15 protein-coding genes and 1 pseudogene are annotated in these 20,766 nt (G+C 39.3%); 5 read left to right on the top strand and 11 right to left on the bottom strand.

Features of this window, described 5'->3' with window-relative positions; all coding sequences use genetic code 11:
• Positions 1-86: 86 nt before the first annotated feature.
• Complete coding sequence (locus QNJ66_RS04075; protein ID WP_300503275.1) at positions 87-629, bottom strand: PEP-CTERM sorting domain-containing protein; 543 nt, start codon at positions 627-629, stop codon at positions 87-89.
• A 286-nt stretch (positions 630-915) separates the two neighbouring features.
• On the bottom strand, positions 916-3,876 hold the full coding sequence (locus tag QNJ66_RS04070) for a 5'-nucleotidase C-terminal domain-containing protein (protein ID WP_300503273.1): 2,961 nt from the start codon (positions 3,874-3,876) through the stop codon (positions 916-918).
• Positions 3,877-4,249: 373 nt separating this feature from the next.
• On the opposite strand from QNJ66_RS04070, the gene QNJ66_RS04065 reads away from it, so the two are divergent.
• Complete coding sequence (locus QNJ66_RS04065; RefSeq protein ID WP_300503271.1) at positions 4,250-4,843, top strand: ACP phosphodiesterase; 594 nt, start codon at positions 4,250-4,252, stop codon at positions 4,841-4,843.
• A gap of 42 nt (positions 4,844-4,885) precedes the next feature.
• Here QNJ66_RS04065 and QNJ66_RS04060 read toward each other — a convergent pair whose 3' ends face one another.
• The 3 genes from QNJ66_RS04060 to QNJ66_RS04050 form a co-directional block, all read right to left on the bottom strand.
• The gene (locus QNJ66_RS04060; protein ID WP_300503269.1) at positions 4,886-5,098 is read right to left on the bottom strand and encodes a DUF2839 domain-containing protein; all 213 of its coding nucleotides are present in this window, start codon (positions 5,096-5,098) and stop codon (positions 4,886-4,888) included.
• Between the two features lie 75 nt (positions 5,099-5,173).
• The gene (locus QNJ66_RS04055) at positions 5,174-6,382 is read right to left on the bottom strand and encodes an RNA-guided endonuclease TnpB family protein (RefSeq protein ID WP_300503347.1); all 1,209 of its coding nucleotides are present in this window, start codon (positions 6,380-6,382) and stop codon (positions 5,174-5,176) included.
• Positions 6,383-6,814: 432 nt separating this feature from the next.
• Entirely contained in the window at positions 6,815-7,996 is a 1,182-nt protein-coding gene (locus tag QNJ66_RS04050) for a glycosyltransferase (RefSeq protein WP_300503268.1), read from the bottom strand.
• 126 nt (positions 7,997-8,122) lie between these two features.
• Between QNJ66_RS04050 and QNJ66_RS04045 the strand changes: the two genes are divergently transcribed.
• From QNJ66_RS04045 to ilvB, 3 genes are all read left to right on the top strand, one after another.
• A complete protein-coding gene (locus QNJ66_RS04045) occupies positions 8,123-9,394 on the top strand; it encodes a hypothetical protein (protein ID WP_300503267.1) in 1,272 nt (423 codons plus the stop codon).
• Positions 9,395-9,535: 141 nt separating this feature from the next.
• Positions 9,536-10,138, top strand: a complete 603-nt coding sequence (locus QNJ66_RS04040) for a hypothetical protein (protein ID WP_300503266.1) — start codon at positions 9,536-9,538, stop codon at positions 10,136-10,138.
• Positions 10,139-10,388: 250 nt separating this feature from the next.
• Complete coding sequence (ilvB, locus tag QNJ66_RS04035) at positions 10,389-12,248, top strand: biosynthetic-type acetolactate synthase large subunit (RefSeq protein WP_300503264.1); 1,860 nt, start codon at positions 10,389-10,391, stop codon at positions 12,246-12,248.
• 88 nt (positions 12,249-12,336) lie between these two features.
• Here ilvB and QNJ66_RS04030 read toward each other — a convergent pair whose 3' ends face one another.
• From QNJ66_RS04030 to QNJ66_RS04020, 3 genes and pseudogenes are all read right to left on the bottom strand, one after another.
• Positions 12,337-12,786 (bottom strand): DUF29 domain-containing protein, encoded by a 450-nt coding sequence (locus QNJ66_RS04030; RefSeq protein ID WP_300503262.1) that lies wholly within the window; start codon positions 12,784-12,786, stop codon positions 12,337-12,339.
• An 87-nt stretch (positions 12,787-12,873) separates the two neighbouring features.
• Complete coding sequence (locus tag QNJ66_RS04025; RefSeq protein WP_300503261.1) at positions 12,874-13,296, bottom strand: transcriptional regulator; 423 nt, start codon at positions 13,294-13,296, stop codon at positions 12,874-12,876.
• Positions 13,284-13,571, bottom strand: a pseudogene (locus QNJ66_RS04020) (type II toxin-antitoxin system HigB family toxin). The gene QNJ66_RS04025 and the pseudogene QNJ66_RS04020 overlap by 13 nt, the downstream one beginning before the upstream one ends.
• Before the next feature lie 249 nt (positions 13,572-13,820).
• On the opposite strand from QNJ66_RS04020, the gene QNJ66_RS04015 reads away from it, so the two are divergent.
• Positions 13,821-14,051 (top strand): hypothetical protein, encoded by a 231-nt coding sequence (locus tag QNJ66_RS04015; protein WP_300503259.1) that lies wholly within the window; start codon positions 13,821-13,823, stop codon positions 14,049-14,051.
• Between the two features lie 132 nt (positions 14,052-14,183).
• Here the strand turns inward: QNJ66_RS04015 and QNJ66_RS04010 are convergent, their stop codons facing one another.
• Genes QNJ66_RS04010 through QNJ66_RS04000 form a run of 3 tightly spaced genes read right to left on the bottom strand, consistent with a single transcriptional unit; the run spans position 14,184 to position 20,717 of the window.
• Entirely contained in the window at positions 14,184-14,912 is a 729-nt protein-coding gene (locus QNJ66_RS04010) for a hypothetical protein (protein ID WP_300503257.1), read from the bottom strand.
• A 4-nt stretch (positions 14,913-14,916) separates the two neighbouring features.
• Positions 14,917-16,011, bottom strand: coding sequence for a DUF262 domain-containing protein (locus tag QNJ66_RS04005; protein ID WP_300503255.1), 1,095 nt, complete (start codon positions 16,009-16,011; stop codon positions 14,917-14,919).
• A gap of 56 nt (positions 16,012-16,067) precedes the next feature.
• Complete coding sequence (locus QNJ66_RS04000; RefSeq protein WP_300503345.1) at positions 16,068-20,717, bottom strand: glutamate synthase-related protein; 4,650 nt, start codon at positions 20,715-20,717, stop codon at positions 16,068-16,070.
• Positions 20,718-20,766 lie beyond the last annotated feature (49 nt).

Raw genomic sequence — 20,766 nt, 5'->3', positions numbered from 1 at the left:
GCATAGATTACAAACTCAAAGAAAAATACTACCCACACTTCCCAACCCTCCCACACTCCCCACACTCACTCAACCGAAAACTGCTATCAGCTAGACCTTTTTTTGAGGGAAAAAGCAACACCAGATAAACCTAATGCAATTAAACTAATTACAGAAGAAGGTTCAGGCACAGAAGTATTAAAAGTATCAGAAGTATCGACAAGTGTATAGGTAACTAGACCATCACCTGCGTCCCCAGTTCGAGGAATATAGTCAAAAAGTGCGTCTAATGGATCAAATCCTGTAGACAAAGTGAAACTAGCTAACTCAAAGGCCGCATCGACTACGGTAACTGTATATTCTAAGCCTAAGAAAATATCTCCATCAAACACAACTGCTGGTGTTATGTCTGCATCAGTTTCATCAAAAGTTGATCCTAAAATATTGAACGTCACTGATGTTACCTCTTCTGTCAGATCATCAAAAGTAACTTGTCCTGTATAATTTGTACCAATTAAAGAAGGTTCTCCAGTCTCAATTGAACCACTAATATCATAAGTTATAGTTGCTGCATGGACGTTGGAAACATTGATAGTAGATAAACCCAAGGCGAAAATAGAAGCAGTGGTAAATTTAGCAAAATTATTCATGGATGATTCCTTTTTTTGTGCTTGAAATAGTACGAAATGAGAAAATTAGACGTTTCCAGAAACTAATAGCCCTTCGGGAGAGGCAAAAGGCAGGGGACAACCCACCCCTAACCCCTTCCAGGAGGGGAACAGGAGGGAAAATTTTTAGTTAAACTAAAGCCTGTCTTGGTGGTCTTCGGTTAGATGTGGGTTAATACCCAATCCGCTTTAGATAGCCCTTTGACAAACTTGATAGGTTAAGACTGGAAAACCCTCCTGCCTCCTGCCTTTCAACTCCTGCCTCCTTTTAGAAAACAAAGTTACTGGAGTTATTTATGTCAACAACACTGACACCTTGTACAAGGATGTAGGAGGATGCACGACCAGGACCGCCAGATCCATCGCTATCAAAAGTGATAATGCTGTTACTGCTGCCTCGACTGCGGAAACCGAGATATCCATCCGCAATTGCGTCTGTTCCTGTATAACCCACACTGTCTAACAGTTGAGACAAATCGATGACATCGCTTCCCACCTCAAAATCCGTAATAGTGTCTGAGCGATCGCCAATTTGGGTGTAAACAATGCGATCGTTTCCTGCAAGGGTAGTAATGGTGTCTCGACCTTGCAAACCTGTGATGACATCATCAAATGCAGTTCCCGTTAAGCTATCTCGTCCTGCAGTACCTGTAATGTTAGATAACAGGGCCGTATCGCTACGGAAGTTGAGATTTTGAATACGAGTATCGAACTCACGGGTGACATCTTTCTCGGTGTAGGGTGTATCAAAGAAATTATCCTTGAGATATTCCGCCAACGCATCTTGTTCTGTCCCATCCGGGGCAAATGTCGCCTCTCCGGTAAAGATTTCATTAGCAGAATCGGATAAATCCACGCGATCAGTTTGAGGAATGTTGTAACCATCCCCACCATTGGCTAAAAAGCCCAATGTTACCATGCGGAAAGTCCGATTAGGATCTCCTACTAATGCTCCATTTTCCACAACCACATCCGTTGTCACACCATTTTCATCCTTAATTGCTAAAGATTGAATTCGGCTGTCATTTGGTTGGGTTAAATCAAAACTAAAAGAAAGTCCACCCACTTGAGGAAAACGACCTTGAGAACTGGTGGGGTTATTGGTGCTATCAGACACCCCGTGTTCGAGAATATCTAATAATTCTTGTGCCGTAACCGTTACCAGGGTTAAGCCATTGTTGAATGCTAAGGTATTGGCAATATCAGCCTGTGAAATTCCCCCTTCTGGTTTATTGGCATCCGGTACTGCCTCGGTAACCGTTCGCACCACATCACCTGTAGAACCAGTTGGAACAACAGTACGACCAATTGAAGCCCTAATTCCCCCCCCATTCCTGAAACTAATGACCGTACTAGCATCGCTTTGTTGCGCAATAGCTAAATTAGCATCGGCGGTTAAATTACCTAAATTAGTTTCTTGGTTTCTTACACCGTCTGTTTCCCCCCCAGAACGGTTTCCATTGAGAAATTGACGACTAACACCGAAAACGTTGCTTTCTTGGGCAACAATTACCTCTCGTAACTGATTGGTGATTTCTACAATTTCCGGGTCTTCCAGACCTGTTCCCCCAACATCTTCAACCCCTTGTTCATCGGTAGCATAAGCCCCACTAACATTGGGATCATAGCTATTTTCGATGATATGACCGTTACTATCAAAGTCAATGACCAAACGTCCCACATATCTGTAATTACCATCTGTGTTGACAACCGCTACTGGATTACCATCCACATCGGTACTAAAGATGGGATAATCCCCTTGCTGCTCATCTCCAGCCCTTGGTCGGTCATTGCTATCGAATAAGCGAGTATTGGAACCACCAGCAACAATAATATCCACATCACTGAGACGTTCAGCTAAGGCTAATTCCACCTCAATTTGCTGCATATGTGCCAGTAAAATAACCTTATCGATGTCCGAATTATCTGCCAGTAAAGCGTCAACTGAGGTTTGAATTTCGGCTGCTAAAGCGTTTAAATCAGCATCATTGTTTGGATCCCAAGGAAGACTCGGGGAAACCGTTGAGTTTCCTGAAGTAGTGATTATTGGTAGGGTGGGAGTTACTGCACCAACTACACCAATTCTTTCCCCACTATCAAGGGTAATGATGGTGTTTTCAGCGATGGAATTGGGAATACTGCTGGCCTCTTGTCCGTTGGCCACCACTAAATCATCTAGATTATCCTCTCCACTAAAGTCTATATTGGCACTTAGATAGGGAAATTGTGTGCCTTCGTAGCCTTCTGTGTCGGGGAGAATTAAATTTCGTAGAGTCCCTGTACCATCGTCAAATTCATGGTTACCAATTGCGATCGCTTGAAAGCCCAATTCGTTTTGAATGAGGATATCTCCACGACCTTGACCACCGAAAACTTCCTGACTAGCATCGAAAAATAATCCGGAAATAAAAGCATCCCCTGAGGAGAGGGTTAAGGTATTTTCAAATCCTGCCTCTCCGTCATTATCGATGTCTTGGTTTCGTAAAGCGTTTAAAACTGCACTAAACCGAGGTGCATCATCTAGGGCTGTAATTCCTGCTTCTTGGTCAGCCGCATGGAATAATTGTAGGGTAAATGGCTCATTGGTGGTGTTAGAGTCTAAATCTAAACCAACAATAATGGGATCGTGGTCAGAACTGCGATAAGGGTCAACAGTCCCTTGAATATCATGAATGAGGGTGGGGGTAGTATCGTTGTCCATAATGTCAACGGTTTGGTCGGCAATGGGAGTTAAGCTCTGGGAATAATTGGGATCTCCACTACTAACAATGGAATGGGTAATGTTTCCTGCGTGTAGTAACGTTTCCGCAACATTATCATCCACTGCTTGAACAGTGACAGTAGTTGCATTGGTATCGGTTAAACTAAGAGTTAATAAATTAGAAAAGTTAATGCCATCGATGCTAAGGCGCGTTTGTCCATCGGCTGCGGCGACTTGAACTTGAACGGTTCCTGTGGGTGTGGTATCTAAGGCAATGGTGTAAGTATCGGTGGTTTCTCCTTGTTCCAACACTTGAGGTGTTCCCGTGATGGTAATACCAGCATTCCTTGTCCCAGGGTCAAAGGTATGAGATACTATCGGGTAACTTCTTCCATTGGAGTAAAGTTCTAGGGTGTAATTACTTGCTAATAGATCAATTACACCCCCTGTACTATTAAACAATTCTAAAGCTTTATTGAAGGAAGTTCCTTCAATATATTCGGAAATAAATATGTCGGTTGCTACCATTGAATTTGAGGAGTAAGTGTAAATTTTAGTTCATTTCAATAAGACAATTTCTTAGATAAAATCAATGGTGTTTCCCATTAAAAAAATCTAAATATTTGTCCTTGAAACTCACTTCAATTCATAACAAATCAATGCTATAAGTTGTAGATAAAAAAAAGAATAAGCGTTATTTAAGTTTTGGTAAAGCAGCTTATTAAAAATTAATTATCACCAATGATATAATCCTAAGAATGAATATTAAGAGATTATATTATTTTTTTCTGTTCCCTGTTCGTTAAAACAAAAATATATGTGTCTTAATTATTTTTTGTAATATTATATAACTCAAATAAATGCTATAATTATTTATTAAATAATTCAGGTTTAATAGATTATGAATTATCTGGCTCATTTATTGTTAGCGGAAAATAATCCAGAATCTCGGATCGGAAATTTATTGGGTGATTTTATGAAAGGAAATATAGGTGGAAAAAAATCACCCTATTCTCCAGCTATTCTTAAAGGAATTAGAACCCATTTCAAAGTAGATAAGTTTACCGATACCCATGAAATTTTTAAAAGAAGCAAGAAAAGAATCTACTCATCTCAAGGACGTTTTTCTGTTGTTTTGATCGATGTATTTTACGATCACTTTTTAGCTAATCATTGGCAGTTATTTTCCTCAGAAAAACTAGAAAAATTTGCCGAAAACAATTATATTATCCTCCAAAAAAATAATCATTTACTTCCCAAAAAATTGCAATTAATCTTACCCAGAATTATTCTAGAAAACTGGTTAGTTTCTTACAAGAAAATAGAAGGAATTGAACGAACTTGTCAACGACTTAGTAAACGGATAAAACGTCCCAATAATTTTGCGATCGCTCACCATGATCTAGAACAAAATTATCAGGAATTAGAAGCAGATTTTCTGTTATTTTTTCCGCAACTTGTCAAATATGTAAATACAAATCGTCATACTTTTTAATTTAAGCTAACATCAATTAACCTGAGTTAACTGCTAAACAGCTTACTGAACATCCCACCAACCAAAAGTTGGGCCAATAAAGCGAACTGTTAGCCAGATAACCACCATAATACCAATACCAACCCAAGCACCTCGGGTTGTCCATTGATAGAAATCACCAGCTTGACGCTTTGAAATAGGAACCCAAGATAAAATACGCTCCTCTTTACCGTATTGTTCTCCTAAAGCGTTTTGACGGCGTTTGGCTTCACCCATTTTTCATCCTAAAATTCATCATAATCTAATCATAACAGTTGATAGCATTCCATATAGTGAACTACCCCAACTTGCTTACGCTGAAGTTGGGGCTTCTGAACTCACAGGGGAATGCCTCAAGATAGACTTACGGCCACCTTTTGGTCTTACTTCCCCTCCTTCAGCAGCAGTCCTGGTTCCCAAGACCGATAATTGTCTGATGCCTTCTGCTCTAATGTTTTTAGCAGCGTTTTCATCTCTGTCATGGTGTGTTCCACAACTCGGACAAGTCCACTCCCGAATATCTAATGACATTTCTGACATTTGATATAGGCAATTAGAGCAAGTTTTAGAGCTAGGGAAAAATCGGTCAATCTCAACTAATAAACCACCTTTTTGTTCTAGTTTATAAGCGAGGAAATTGACAAACATTCCCCACCCTACATCAGAAATAGCTTTAGCTAAGTTGTGATTACGAACCATACCCTTGACGTTCAAATTTTCAACGACTACTACTTGATTATCATCAACAATTTTTCTTGATAATTTATGTAGAAAGTCTTGACGGGCATTACTAATACGTTCGTGAACTCTAGCTACTAGCTTTCGTGCTTTTTCTCTTGAAAAACTTCCCTTCTTTTTACGGGCTAATTTGGCTTGTTTTCTAGCTAAGTTTTTTTCATGTTTTTTTAGGTGTCTAGGGTTAGCATACTTAGATGTTTTTTCACCATTGTATGTAATACAGAAGTCCTTTAGCCCAAGGTCAATTCCTGTGACTTTGACCCTTTGAACTACTTCAGGAGTCTCTTGTTCAGTGTCAAACAACAAGGAAGCATAGTATTTACCTGTGGGTGTTTTAGTAATAGTTACAGTCTTTAATTGACCTTCAAATAACCTATGGATAGAGGCTTTAATCACCCCCACTTGAGGAACTTTGACCCCCTTATCTACCACCTCGCAGTTTTGGGGGTATTGGCAAGATTGTTTACCATGATAAGACTTAAATCTAGGGTATTTAGCTCTCTTATCAAAAAAGTTTTTGAAAGCTTTAGTTAAGTTAAGAGTAGTTGACTGCAAGACCTGGGAATAACATTCCTTTAACCAAGCAGTTTCCTCTTCTTTTTTGAGCTTTGGTAAGACTTTGTTTAGTGCTACTCGACTCAACCCTTTACCTGTTTCCTTGTAAGTTTCATTGCACAGATTCAAAGCATAATTCCACCACCAACGAGCAGACCCCATAACCTGACTAAGTTTTAGGGATTGCTCAGATGTTGGGTAAATTCGTACCTTTACTGCTCTGTACAATGGTTTCACACAAAATAAGTTTATGATAAAAGTATAACACAAGATAATAGAAAGTGGAGCCAGTGCGGTCTTGGGGTCTCCCCAAGTGGAGCAACTGGCGTGGATACTTCGTAGTTTATTTGTTGGTCGGGCATTCATCCCTAACCTGTAGAGGATAAGGGAATTCTGCCCGACATTAGGTTAAACATTAAAATTGCTTAACTTCTCACACTCCCCACCATTTCTATATTCCCCACACTTACTCAACCCAAATATTGATAAGCTGTTAAGAAGTTGAACCTCCCGTCGCTTTCAGCGCGAGGGATTCCCATATAGACTCTTAACCAAAATTTTCAATGTTCAATGTTGGGTCAAGGATACTTGTTTAATCTTCTCCTCACTACTCAAGAAGCTGAAAGTTTATTAAGACAGGGTTTATAGAATAAATTAATATCATAATGTTGTTAATTCAGGAAGATATTTAATTATTTTCTCTGCCCTTTTTTCCCAAGAAAATCCTTTTGCATATTCAATATTTTCTGTATATCCTGTTGTTTTTCGAGGATACAATTCTAAGGCTTTCTCGATTGATTCAGCAAAACTAGATGGCTGATCAGGAGGACACCAAACAGCCATAGGAATGGTCTTTTTAAAGGACATTAAAGGAGGAATTTCTGTAGTAACGAGAGGAGTTCCTGATGCTAAATACTGGAAAAATTTAACAGGATTAGTAAAATTGGCTGACTTACCTGAAAGATGAGGATGGGCTAAAATATCAGCAGCTTGAAATAGACTAATTAAACGGGATCGTGGTACTATCCAACCCAAAAAATCTATATTTTCAACCCCTTTACTTTGAGCCAATTCTTGATAATGTTTAACTTGTTCTTCTGTTCCGCCTGTAACAGAAAATTGGATATTAGGTAATAATTTAGCCACATCAATTAATAAGTCAACTCCCTTAAAAGGATAGAGCGCGCCAGAATAAACAACTAACTTTTTACGGTTCTTTTTTAATAGTTGCTCACGCCAATTTAGAGCATCTTTTGGCTGTCTTTCCAAGAAATTTTGATTAAAACCATTATCTAACCAAATGACTTTTTCTGAGGGAATACCAGCTTCAATCATACTCTGTCTCGTTAATTCAGATTGAGTAATACAAACCCGAAAATAAGGATCATTAACAATCTCAGCCTCAAATTTATTGTCAGCAAAATAATGACGTTCAAAAATAGTTAGTATTTTATTTTTTACCGCAGCTTTAGCAAAATTCCAATTTCTAGTATGTACCACATTAACTTTATTTTTGAGATGAAATGGTAAATAATATTTGCACACCAAACTACTTAAATTAAAACGATTGATTCCTTTACGGATCAGATTAGGAATAAATAAGGGTAGAATATTAAGTTGATCTTGAACATCATAAAACTCAACAAAAAAAGGTTGAGGTTTTTGTAGGTTAAAAGGGGAAAATAACGAACCTAAATCTAAATCAGATGATGGGTTATCAGGGTAAGTTAAAATAGTCTCATAGCCTAAATTAGCCATAGCATTAGCACACATAACATCATGAATTTCGTGAGCAGAATCAGCCTGTTGTGAAAGTTGACTATAAACTAAATAATATTTCATCAAAATTAAAATAGTAGAATTGACAAGGTGCTTTGCACGATATTTAAGATAAACTAAATTTTACCACTGATAACTGATATAGTCAGAGATGGATAGACTGATATTGCCATCATAGGAGAGTCAAAAGTGTTTGGGTTAAATCAGCGATCGCCATTGATCACGTTTCTGTCAAGTTTAGTATTAATTTTCCTTCTCAGTTGGGGTTTGATCGGGTGCAGCGATCGCCTAGAAACATCTTCCCAAGTGCAAGAAACCTCTAAAGTTGCGGTCAACACCAGTAAATTAACAGAAGTTGCCCCCCCAACGGTGATCCAAGAACTAAAAGAGATTTTAGCCCAATATAATCCTCAAGTCGCTATTATTAGTCCTAAACCACAGGAAATATTCTCAGAAACCTCAGTACCGGTACAACTAGAGGTTAAAGATTATCCCCTCTTCAAAGACGAAAAGTTAGGACTAGGACCAAATTTACATTTGTTTGTGGATAATAAACCCTACCAGGCCGTTTATAACCTTGATGAACCGATTATTTTAGAAGACTTAAGCCCAGGAACCCATACTATCAGAGTGTTTGCCTCTCGTCCGTGGCACGAAAGTTTCAAAAACGAAGGGGCCTACGCAGAAACAACCTTTAGTATTTTTACCGAAACAGAAGATAACTCACCTTCATACTCTCTTCCTCTGTTAACCTATAGTCAGCCTCAAGGCAGTTACGGAGCCGAACCGATCATGTTAGATTTTTATCTAACCAATGCCCCCTTGCATTTTGTAGCCCAAAACGATCCCGATGATGATATTATCGATTGGCGAATTAAAGCTACGATTAACGGGGAAAACTTCTTAATTGATACCTGGCAACCCATATATTTACAAGGGTTGGAACCTGGGGAAAATTGGGTTCAGTTAGAGTTCATAGATGAACAAGGACAAGAAGTTAATAACGCCTTTAATGATACGGTTAGAGTCATTACCTATCAACCCAATGGAGAAGACACCCTCTCGAAACTTGTACGAGGAGAACTATCATTAGAGATAGCCCGTTCCATTGTTGATCCCAATTATGTCTATACTTCAGAACCAATACCAAGTGAGGAAAACATTCCCTCTGAAACTATTGAAGAAATAATAGAACCAGAAACAGAAACTCTTGAGTCAACTGAAACCATTGAAGAAATAATAGAACCAGAAACAGAAACTCTTGAGTCAACTGAAACCATCGAACAAATAATAGAACCAGAAACAGAACCTCTTGAATCGACTGAAACTATTTATGTTGAAGAAAACAGTCAAGAAGTGATTGAAACCGAAGGAAAAACCCAAGAATATCTAATTGAAACCTTAAAACAAACGATAACAGGAGAAAACAATGAACCAGGAGACCTTGACTTAGATAGTTGAGACCTTTCTGACCATAAAAAAATAAAAGTATAGTTAAAATTCCTAGCTTTTTTCTGGGAACTAAATTATCCTGAAAGGTGTCAATAGACAATTTATTCAATATAGTTTACCCAATTAAGTTGGAGTGAGGTCATCGTGTTCATGAAACACTCACATATGTTAGCAGGGTTAGCTCTTGGCTTATCCCTATTAGGAATTTCTCCTGCTCAAGCAGAACCCGCACAAAAAGAAGTTCTCATCAGTCAATTGGCTGGTCACGAATTAGAAGATCCCATCGACGTTTATCGTCAAGACTGGTTAGACTTTAAATTTGATGATTATATCGTCGGTCGTATTCGTGGCGTTACCGGAGATGTAGCTCAAATTCAGATCATTTCTGCTGGTATCACCCAGGATGCCCACGTTCGAGTAACTCATGATGTAGGTTTTACCACCGGAGAACGTGATGTTTGGAAAGTGACCGCTCAAATGCCTCATTTATGGCCTAATTTAGTAGCTGGTTCCGATGTAATCATGAAAGTTGTTGATGGTGAATTTGTTATCGTCGGAGACAAGCGTTCTTACTACCGTTCGCAGCAAGCTTATGCTCGTCCTTACTGGGTATCTCGTTTAGATTTACGGGAAGTGCCTGAAGTAGTACGGACAAATATCAGTTGGGAACGTCCTGACGTAAGTTTACCTCCCATGCCCGAAAATACAGTTGAAATTGCCCCTGCTCCTGAACCTATCCCTGGTATGTGGTAAGGTTGGTGTAATCAGGGAGTTAGAGAATTTAGTGACAAGAGCAAAACTTAATTATTGGTAAAATAAAGGCGGTACTCAGAGAAAACTTGTCAGTATCGCCTTTAATTCTTGTTTTGTATTACCCTCAAAACCCCCTTGAACTACAATGTCCACCGTTTCTGACTTCTTTCTCGAAATAGATTGAGGCAGGATCGGCGATCGCGACTAAAATAGAAAATATAGACAGAAATTAAGTGAGGCGGTTTGCCCTGTGGTTTCTTCAATAGAAAAAATAACTTCATCCTTAGCAGAAACACCCCAACGCTGTACAGGGGCCTACGCCCTCATTGATAGCTTAGTACGTCACGGCGTTAAACACATTTTTGGCTACCCTGGTGGAGCCATTCTCCCCATATATGACGAATTATACCGAGCCGAAGCCAGGGGAGAACTTCAACATTTCTTAGTGCGTCACGAACAAGGCGCGTCCCATGCAGCCGATGGTTACGCTCGGGCTACCGGTAAAGTGGGAGTCTGTTTCGGTACCTCCGGCCCTGGGGCAACCAATCTCGTCACAGGGATCGCTACAGCACATCTGGATTCTATCCCGATGGTGGTGGTAACCGGACAAGTGGGACGAGCCGCCATTGGTAGCGATGCTTTCCAAGAAACGGATATTTTTGGTATTACTCTCCCCATCGTAAAACATTCCTACGTGGTACGCCATGCCGAGGATATGGCTAATATCGTGGCCGAAGCTTTCCATATCGCTAGTAGCGGACGGCCTGGCCCTGTATTAATCGATGTGCCGAAAGATGTAGGACTGGAAGAATGCGACTATATCCCGGTTGAACCCGGTCAGGTTAAATTACCTGGATATCATCCGACGGTCAAAGGAAACCCCCGTCAAATAAATGCGGCCTTATCTTTAATCGAAACTTCAGAACGTCCTTTACTGTACGTCGGTGGTGGAGCGATCGCCGCTAATGCTCACGTGCAAATAGAAGAATTTGCTGAACGTTTCCAAATTCCCGTAACAACGACGTTAATGGGACTTGGTTCCTTTGATGAACATCATCCCCTATCGGTAGGAATGTTGGGAATGCACGGAACCGCTTACGCTAACTTTGCGGTCAGTGAGTGCGATCTGTTGATCGCTGTGGGGGCGAGATTTGATGATCGCGTAACCGGAAAATTAGATGAGTTTGCTTCCCGTGCAAAGGTGATCCATATGGATATCGATCCCGCGGAAGTTGGGAAAAACCGAATGCCGAATGTTCCCATTGTGGGGGATGTGCGTCAGGTACTCGAACAATTATTACAGCGATCGCGAGAAATAGATGTTCCTCTGGATACCGAGAAAACTCGAGCTTGGTTACATCGGATTCAGTGTTGGCGCGAACAATATCCCCTGGTTGCACCCCATTATGACGATACTATCTCCCCCCAAGAAGTGATTGTGGAAATTGGTCGTCAGGCCCCAAACGCTTACTACACAACGGATGTAGGACAGCATCAAATGTGGGCTGCTCAATTCTTAAATAATGGACCCCGGCGTTGGATTTCTAGCGCAGGTTTAGGAACAATGGGTTACGGGATGCCGGCAGCAATGGGTGCTAAGGTTGCTTTACCAGAGGAAGAGGTAATCTGTATTAGTGGTGATGCTAGTTTCCAGATGAATCTGCAAGAGTTGGCTACTTTATCTCAGTATGGTATTGCTGCGAAAACCGTGATTATTAACAACGGTTGGCAGGGAATGGTACGTCAATGGCAAGAAACGTTTTTCGGTGAGCGTTACGCCTCGTCTAATATGCAGTCAGGAATGCCTGATTTTGAACTGTTGGCTAAGGCTTTCGGGATCAAAGGTATAACGGTTACAGAGCATTCTCAGTTGGCTGGTGCGATCGCCGAAATGTTAGCTCATGATGGTCCTGTGTTGATGGATGTTCATGTGAAACGGGATGAAAATTGTTATCCTATGGTTGCTCCTGGAAAAAGTAATGCCCAAATGTTGGGACTTCCTGAGTTAAAATCGACAAATGTGAAGACGGAATTAATCCGTTGTAGTTACTGTGGTACTGATAGCCCTGTAACTAACAAGTTTTGCCCAGAATGTGGCACCAAACTTTAATTGATGGGGAAACAGATGACAGAGTTAAGCTTCTCTGTTTCTCCTTATTTTATTTTTTAACATACCTAAATTTAGTCAGCGATCGCATTTACTCAAAAAATTGCTCATCGAGAATGGAGATTAATGGGTAAGGACATTGTTGCGGAAAAGTGTCTAGAGGTAATTGAGTTTCTGCTTTAGCTTGTTTGATAGCTTCGCTGTAACTTTCATCAATAATAGTGCTAAGGTAGGGCTTTAAACTAGGGGATTCTTTTAAGGCTTTTTTGATACGTCGTCGATGTTCAAGAATACTTCTCTCCCAACTTCCTGTACGTTTTTCAGGTTGATATTGCCATTTTAGTAGGTGAAGCAAAAGGACAATTAAATTGCTTTCTAAGGCTCTCCTTTCACGTTTACCCATGTCTTCAATTTCCTCTAATAAATTCTCCCAATCTACTTCTTGATAGTTTTTCTGTCGTAATTTTTCTAAGTTGCTTTCTATCCATTGCAAGTAATCAGTTTCGTATAAGTTTGACGTGATTTTTTTTATTGTTTCCATATCGCCTTATCTCGATTCTATTCAAATTATATAATTATTAATTATAATAGAATTCTTATTCTAACGTAAGGTGGGCAGTGCATTAGCCTAAGAGTTTGTTGAACTCATAAATACTTGATAATTTACATTAAAACGTTCTGCTAACTGTTGAATTTGAGCAAAAGTTAAGGTTTTATTTTTACTTAAAATCCTTTCTATTATTTCAGGTGTACCAATTTCGGGTAAATCTAATACAGTTAACCCATTTTCCTGCATTAAATAAGCTAATATTTCACTACCACTACAATCAGGTATAGGGTAATTTTCTGATTCATATACTTCAATTAATGTTCCCAGAGTCTCTAATAAATTATAAAGGGGATGTTCTTCATTCGTGCCAATTTCATCAATTAAAGCATTTAATCTTTCAACAGCTTGATTATATTCTTCTTCATTACGAATTATTAGAATAGGGGCAATAGCCTGCCAATGGGTGTTAATATCTGGGGAGAGGATTGTTATGTTTTCCATTTGTCTTTGTCGTATTCTGAATGAGTCAATATGTAACGAATATAAACTTTCTGACGATTAAAGTGAATTGAAGTAATTAAACGATATTTATTACCCCCAATGTTAAACACAACTCAGTCATTAACTAAATCAGCACTGGGAAAAATATAACGCAATTCTTCAAAGTTTTTAAAATTTGCAGATTTAATGAGTTTAAACCAACGAGTCAAGCTATTTTTACTATCAGGATATTTCTCCCAGAATTGATGTAATGCTTTACGAGAAATAATGTGCATAAAGAAAGAATAACTAATCTCATCGGTTACATTGATAAAAGATAATCAATATCATATTCATATCTTATACCATATTGTTGAAAAATACCTATTAATAGCATCTCATGGTCGAGTTTATCAGTAAGGGTTATGTTGGGTTTCCTTTTATTAACCCAACCTACAAAATTAGCGCGCCGCAAAGCGGATCTCTTCGAGATCGCATTTAAAAATGTATGATATAATCTTATCAAAATCCATTATGCTTTATTTATGAGTGATTTAGGAATTCGTGAGCAAGTTGAATCCTATATTAATCAACTATCAGAAGAAAAACTGTTAGTTGCTGCTGATTCTTTGTCTTATTTAGTAGAAAGAGAAGATAATGAAGCAACGGAAGAATTATTAAATATTGTTGGTTTTGAAAATGATTTAAAAGAAGCAGAAGAACAAGCAGCAACAGAAGATTTAGTCTCATTTAAGGCTATTCGTCGCAATGTATGATTTAATCTTAACTCGTAAAGCACAGCGATTTTATCAACAAGCTGATCAGTCTTTAGCGTCTCGATTAAATCGTTGTTTTGATCAACTGTCTAAAAATCCTTATCAACATCCTAATATTAAACCACTTAAGTATTACACATTAATTCTACATAAATTTAAAGCAATTTGTATTAGTTGAGCAGATGCAATTTCATATTGGGTTTGTTGTCCCCTTGGTTTGCTTCTTAAATATCCTGCTGGACTTTTTTGTGAAGGTAATAAGGGGAGGTTTTGAATGATTTTATTAAAATCTGCTTGCGATTTAGGACTTTTATGAGCGATCGCATTTCTAATTTTATGATAACGTCCTAAATAAGTTTTTTGATCGTCGTCAAGATTATCAAAAGGAATACCATTATGGAAAAAAATTTTTGCTCGTTTTATTGTGTTGTCATAAGGCAACCAGTCAAGATATCTTTGTCCTCCCAAAATATAGCAGTCGCCAAAGCTATTAGGACATTTTTCTGTTCCCTGTTCCCTGTTCCCTGTTCCCTTAAAATATAATTTATGTGTCCTAACTAGCCTGTCTATTGCTATAACTGCATTAATTTCTGATTGTGGAGAAATTGTAACTTTACGAATTTTGTTAATTTGGTATCCATTAATCGTAATTTTTCCTTCAAGTAATCCCCAGAATAATTCTTCCAGTAATTGTTCAAAATCAGTGAATAAACCTAAAAATAGACCATCATAAACAGTTAGAACATCACTTTCATCTAGACTATTATCAACAAATAAGTTTTCTATTTTTGTTCTTGTTAATTCTTTCTTTTCTACCCTGGCTCTAAATTCATTCAATAGTATTTCCGCGTTTTCTTGCATAACTTTAATCAGAGTCTTTAACAAAATGAATCAAATAATCAAACATTATTTTTCTCTCCTTAATATTTTGTCGTCGAGCATCAAATACTTCTTGAACTTTAGAATTAGAATAAATTAGCTGTTTATTTTTTACCTTGTCATTAGCTATTTTTATTCTTTGTACAACTGCTTCAGAAATTTTTTGCTTGTCATCAGATTCGGAGTTTTTTATACTATTTAGTCCAAAAACTAAATCATAAATTACAGCAAAGAAAATATAGATTTTGGTTTGTTCACGAAACTTTGAAAATGGCAAAAAATCCCTAAAATTCTTATCAATAACTTCCATAGTCTTATGAAATTTATTATATATTCTATTTTTATGAGGTATGGAATCATCATATTTTTTATAATAATTGTCTATCGTCTTATCATTGCTACCCATTAATTCACCATCTAACATCATCATAATAAGTTCTGATGTTAGTTTTACTTCTTTCATTCGTGCAATATCATCATCTGTAAAAACTTTCCAGTTTTTCCAATACCAGAAACATTCTAATGCAAGTTTATAAGCAAGGGTTTTAAATTCTCCAAAATATTGAGAGTTTCTTATTTCCTGTTTATTTAACTGATAATAGGTTGAATTCATTCTACGAAATATGTCAATAACTTCTCTATCATCCATTCTTGGAGAGAGAATATGAACACTGAACTCATACTCTAAAATCTCTCGCTTAATTTCATCATCGAGTTCTTGAAAGGTTTTTTTTGCTATTTCTTTGTTATGATTTTTTTGTATAGTAAAATAATCTTGTTGAGAATTATAGTCTGGTAAAGATTGAGGTGCAACAAAACTCAAAACAGTTCTTAATCTTTGTTGTCCATCAACTACTTCACGTTTTGGCCGTAAAGTTTCAAGATCAATAGGAAGATCCCTTAAAAAAATAATAGGAATTGGTAAACCTCTAACAATTGTATCAATTAGATAAGATTTAGTTCCAGGTTTCCATACTGATCTACGTTGAAATTTAGGGGATAAAATTAATGCTTCATCTTTTTGCCAAGAGACAAAATCAGCTACTTTGAAAAAGGTTTTTTTGTATTCAATTGTTCCCATAATTTTAGTTCTCGTTATAAACAAGTAAGGTGGGCAATACCCACCTTACGAGTTAATTATTTAACAGGGGTTAAGGTCTTTTCTTCAATCATAACGGGGTTAGGGTTCGTTTCAGGACTGTTTGCCTCAGATGGGGGAACTACTTGCCAGAATTTGCTCACATATTCTCCCCAGTTATTGAGGATATGTTCGGCTTTTTTACTGCCAGTGCGTTCAAAATGAGACTCAATTAATCCTTTTAATTGTGCTTCCCCTGCTTCCGTACAAATATGTTGAATATCAACAATTTCGGGGTTAACTTTTTCGGGGAAACTGTAATCTTCATCCAAGAAATAACCGATCCCTCCGGTCATTCCTGCGCCAACATTACGGCCAACGGAACCAAGGACAACGATAACACCACCGGTCATGTATTCACAACAGTGATCCCCTGCACCTTCAATAACCGCTTTACCCATAGAGTTACGCACCCCAAACCGTTCACCGGCGCGGCCATTGGCGTATAATACACCGCCAGTTGACCCGTAAAGGCAGGTATTACCGACGATAACGTTATTTGCGGCTTCGTAGGTGGCAGGTTTGGGGGGAACGATGACAACCTCTCCTCCGTGCATTCCTTTGCATACATAGTCGTTTGCTTCTCCTTCTAGGTGCATAATCATACCAGGAAGGTTGAAAGCGGCAAAGCTTTGACCAGCAGCACCGGTAAAGTTAAAGGTTAATTCCCCAGAAAAGCCTGTATTGCCGTATTTTTTGGCTAATGTTCCAGAAATACGCGCCCCAACTGTGCGATCTGTGTTGACAATTTTCACATTTTTTGCTACCCTTCCATGAGTGTTGATGGCCGAAGCAATGGCAGGATCAGCTAACAACTCATCGTCTAACACCGGCCCGTTGCTGTGGACTTCTTCGTGGTTTAACCAACTGCGATCGCTTTTCACATCGGGTAGGTTCAACAAACAGTCTAGGTTAAGGGAGTTAGTTTTAGTTAAATTGGGTTGTGAGCGCATTTTAAGCAGATCAGAGCGTCCGATGACCTCATCTAAGGAACGATAGCCTAATTTTGCTAAAATTGAACGGACTTCCTCAGCAATAAAATAGAAGAAGTTGACTACATTTTCAGGAACTCCGGTGAACCTTTTACGCAACTTCTCTTGTTGCGTTGCAACACCAACGGGACAGTTATTAGTATGACAGATACGCGCCATAATACATCCTTCGGCGATCATAGCAATGGAACCGAAACCATATTGTTCTGCACCCATCAAGGCGGCCATCATTACGTCCCAACCAGTTTTTAAGCCACCATCAGCCCGTAAAATAACGCGATCGCGGAGTTTATTCTCCATCAACATCCGATGCACTTCTGTAACACCTAGTTCCCAAGGACAACCAGCGTGTTTGATAGAACTTAATGGTGATGCACCTGTACCACCATCGTGACCAGATATTTGAATGATGTCTGCGTTAGCTTTGGCCACACCAGCAGCGATGGTTCCGATGCCGATCTCTGCGACTAATTTAACGGATACCTTAGCACTAGGGTTAATTTGATGCAAGTCAAAGATTAACTGGGCCAAGTCTTCGATGGAGTAGATATCGTGGTGAGGAGGGGGAGAAATGAGGGTAACACCAGCTTTAGAACGGCGTAACATGGCAATATAGGAACTAACTTTTTTGCCTGGTAACTGGCCGCCTTCTCCTGGTTTTGCACCTTGGGCCATTTTGATCTCTAACTGTTTACCGTTCATCAGGTATTCGGGGGTGACTCCAAAGCGTCCTGAAGCGATCTGTTTAATGGCAGAACTAGCAGTGTCACCGTTGCGTAAACCTTTAAGATGGGGGAATGTGGGGGAATGTCCTTCTGCATCTACATCGGAGAGACGAATAAAACGGGTGGGATCTTCTCCTCCTTCTCCTGAGTTGGACTTGGCCCCTAAGCGGTTCATGGCGATCGCTAAGGTTTCGTGGGCCTCTCTTGATAATGCACCCAAGGACATTCCGCCGGTACAGAAGCGTTTAACTATGTCTTCCACTGGTTCAACTTCTTGGACGGGGATAGAGGGTTGATCACTTTTGAAGGTTAAGAGGTCTCGTAAGGCAGTAATAGGACGCTGTTCGAGGTATTTTTGATACATCTCGTAGTGATCGTAAGCCTCTTTATTTGCCCCATTTTGTCCAATTTTATAGGCTTTAACAGCTTTATGGAGAGATTTGGACATTTCTGGGGAGTTCATGTGGTATTCTCCCCCGGGACGGTAGTTAATGAAGCCGAAGTTTTTCAGTTTTTTATCGGTTAAACTGGGGAAGGCGCGACTATGAACGGCGATTATCTCTTGAGAGAGTTCTGCCATGTTTAAACCACCAACACGACTGGTTGTCCCTTTGAAGGCCATGTTGACTAACTCCATACCGAGGCCGATGGCTTCAAATATTTGGGCCCCATGATAGGATGCTAAGAGGGATATTCCCATTTTGGAGAGAATTTTTAATAACCCTGCTTCTACTGCGTGACGATAGTTTCCTAATGCTTCATCTAAGGTAATGGTTGCTAGTTTCCCGTTGGCCATTAACTTCTGAGTTTTGCTGTCATTCCACCATTGACGGATGGTTTCTAGGGTTAAATAAGGACAAACAGCAGAGGCCCCATAACCGACTAAACAGGCAAAATGATGGGTACTCCAACATTGGGCCGTATCTACCACTAAGGAGGTTTCTAAGCGTAACCCTTGTTTAATTAAATGATGGTGGACGGTTCCTACTGCGAGTAAGGGAGGAATATAACTGGTTGTCTCATTAATACTTGTGACTCCCACAAGGCGATCGCTTAAAATGAGAATTTTTGAACCGTTTTCTACTGCTGCGGTTGCTTCATTACAGAGTCTCTCTAAAGCAGTGTTTAACCCTTCTGGCCCTGTTGTAATATCGAACAGGGTGGATAACTCGGTAACGTTAAAATCTGAGTTTTTGATCTGTTCTAGTTCGGTTTCGTTGAGAACGGGACTTTCTATTTGTAGTAGTTTAGCGTCTTCTGCTTTAGGAGCGAGTAAGTTTCCTTTTTCCCCTAACAACATCTTCAACGACATGACTAAACTTTCCCGTAAAGGATCAATGGGAGGGTTAGTTACTTGAGCAAACCGTTGTTTAAAATAGTCGTAGAGTAGATGGGGTTTGTCTGATAACACAGCTAAGGGAATATCATCTCCCATACAGAAAGTGGGTTCTTTTCCTTGGGTGGCCATGGGAACCACGATCATATCTACGTCTTCTGCGGTGTAACCAAAAGCGGTTTGTTGTTGTAAGAGTTGTTGCTTGTCGCTTAAGAGAAGGGTATCTGAGAAGGTTTGAGGGGTTAGTTGTTGACGATGGGTTTGCAACCATTCCCCGTAAGGATGGGTTTTAGCAATACGTTGTTTAATCTGCCAATTTTTTAACACTTCTTGGCTAGTTAAATCAACTGCAATGGTTTGTCCGGGGCCAAGTCTTCCTTTTTCGATAATATCTGCTTCAGGAATATCTACAACTCCTGCTTCTGAACCAACTACTACATAATCATCTTTGGTTATACAATATCTTGCAGGCCGTAAACCGTTGCGGTCTAAACAAGCACCTACCATTTTACCATCGCTAAATGCTAGTAATGCTGGACCGTCCCAAGGTTCTTGGAAACCGCTATAATAGTCATAAAAATCGGTAATTTCGGGATAATTTTTGAGATCGGGCTGATTCTTGTAAGCTTCGGGAACTAAGATCATGGCCGCTTCTAAGGGACTGCGACCGGTTCTTACTAATAATTCTAAGGCACTATCTAAGTTATAGGAATCACTGTTTGCTGTGTTAACAACGGGGGTTAATGCTTCTAGTTCCTCTGTTTTCCACCCTGGTGCATTTAATTTAACTTCTCTGGTGGTCATGGAGTTAATATTACCGATAAGAGTGTTAATTTCTCCATTATGACCCAATAAGCGCATTGGTTGAGCTAAAGGCCACTTCGGCATAGTATTGGTACTAAACCGACGATGATAGACAGCAAAGCGACTAATATAGTTAGGATCGGTTAAATCTTGATAAAATTGTCCTAATACCTCACTGCGTACCATCCCTTTATAAACAATGGTACGACAACTAAAGGAACAGATATAAAAATCATCCGCTAACCGTTTCCCGATCTGCGATCGCACGATATACAAAACCCGATCTAACTTATCCCCGGATAACCCTTCAGGAGACGTGATCATTATTTGTTCAATATGGGGTTGGTTTTCCTTTGCTTGAACTCCCAAAAATTCAGGTTTAACAGGAACTTCACGCCATCCTAAAACGGTTAAGTTTGCACCCTTAACAACGCTTTCAACGTAGGATCTTTGTTCTTCTTTTTTACTGCTATCTTGAGGCAAGAATACCATCCCCACCCCTAACTGTTCCACAGGAGGCATAGTTAAGCCTTTTTCGGCAAACCAGGAGGCTAATAACTCACGGGGAATAGCGGTCATGATCCCCGATCCATCTCCTGAGTCATTATCTGCGCTACAACCGCCTCTATGTTCCATACAGTCTAACGCAGTTAAGGTTTGTTGGATCAGTTTATGGCTGCCTTTACCTTTCACATCTGCTATAAATCCTACCCCACAAGCGTCTCTTTCTTCAACTAGGGAGGGTATTCCCATATAGGTTGCGTTGGGTTGGTTATGGGTATTTTGGGTCATATTCATTATGTTGCGCTCATCCATACGAGTCAAAATTTAAGGGTAACTA

This window comes from Crocosphaera sp., assembly GCF_030064895.1.
Lineage (GTDB): Bacteria > Cyanobacteriota > Cyanobacteriia > Cyanobacteriales > Microcystaceae > Crocosphaera.
The sequence above is the reverse complement of the archived record's forward strand: the minus strand, read 5'-3'. Positions and strand labels throughout refer to the sequence as shown.